This window comes from Bacillus benzoevorans, assembly GCF_014207535.1.
Lineage (GTDB): Bacteria > Bacillota > Bacilli > Bacillales > Cytobacillaceae > Bacillus_BD > Bacillus_BD benzoevorans.
In genome coordinates, this window is the sequence record NZ_JACHGK010000052.1 from 1 (window position 1) to 1416 (window position 1416).

General features: G+C 36.8%; 1 protein-coding gene. It reads right to left on the minus strand.

Annotated elements, in window-relative coordinates:
* Positions 1 to 18: 18 nt before the first annotated feature.
* Positions 19 to 1139, minus strand: a protein-coding gene (locus HNR53_RS23060) for an IS3 family transposase (protein WP_184530532.1) whose coding sequence is annotated in 2 segments (ribosomal slippage) — positions 19 to 893 and positions 893 to 1139 — 1122 coding nt in all. Because the reading frame shifts where the segments join, the coding sequence is not laid out codon by codon here.
* Positions 1140 to 1416: the final 277 nt, after the last annotated feature.

Below are 1416 nucleotides of genomic sequence, written 5' to 3' on the forward strand. Positions count from 1 at the left end.
TGGTATGTCAACACTAAACTAGACAATTTTTTTATGGTCTTTGTTCCTATATTCGACTGGGCTTAAATAATCAAGGGTACTGTGAATTCTGATATGATTAAACCAATGAACATAATCGACCAATGCAACTTGCAATTGTTCTAATGATTCAAAATAAGTTCCTTTAACAAATTCAGTCTTAATGATTTTAAAAGTGGCTTCCGCAACGGCATTATCATATGGGCAGCCTTTCATGCTTAAGGATCGCTTTATGCCAAATGTTTCCAATGCATCATCAATTAACTTATTCTTAAATTCATTCCCACGATCAGTATGAAAGATTTGAATGTCTCGTAAATCGGTCCTAATCGTTGATAGTGCTTGATACACTAGCTTTGCATCTTTGTTTGGCCCTGCGCTAGAACCTATAATTTCTCGATTAAATAGATCAACAAATACGCATATGTAATGCCATTTTTTCTCGACTTTTACATATGTCAAATCACTAACTATTACTGCGAGTTGTTCCTTTTGATTGAATTCCCTGTTCAATTCGTTTTTTACATTTGATTCATTTGGTTTTTCAATATGAGGCTTAAATTGTGCAACAGTGTATTTAGATACCAAACCATTTTCCTTCATAATTCTGCCAATACGCCTTCTTGATGCGATTAGACCGCGTTTTTTTAGTTCAACCTTAATTTTGCGTGTTCCATAGTTTTGGCGGCTTTTATGAAAGATTTCAATAATGGCAGCGGACAATTCATCTTCAGACTTTTCCTGTTCTTTTGCCTCATAATAGTATGTACTTCTAGGAATTTGTAGGACGTTGCACATTGCTGATATCGAGTACTTGTGTTGATTATTTATTATCACATTTACTTTCGTCCTAGTATCAGCGCGGCTTGCTTTAAAATATCATTCTCCATTAAAAGCCGCTGGTTTTCTTTTCGTAGTTTGATTAATTCATTTTCCTCTGGTGTACGATTATCCTTTTCTTTAAAAGAACCGGAGGTTTGGCTTTGTTTAACCCATTTGTCTAAAGCCGAAGGAGTTAAATCATATTCACTAATGATATCTTTTCTAGGCTTACCACTTTCATGCAACTTGACCATTTGGGCTTTAAATTCAGGGGTAAATGTTCGTCTTTCTTTTTTCATTTTATGCGTCACTCTCCTTAACTGAATAAGATGATAGTAGACCAGATAAACAGTGGAAACATGCCGAAACTTGACACAGGGCCCCTGCGGGCATGAAATTCCTGCCGAGAAGCCAGATGTCACAAACATCGGCATCGCCAACCAAGGCTACCATGCCCGCCACCCCGTATAAAGTTTCTAGGTTCGATCCTTTATGCCTGTTTAGCATTATATCCAAACTTGGCTCTTAGTCTACTTGCACCTTAATTTTTCTGTCCAGTTAAGTGTAGCCTATCCA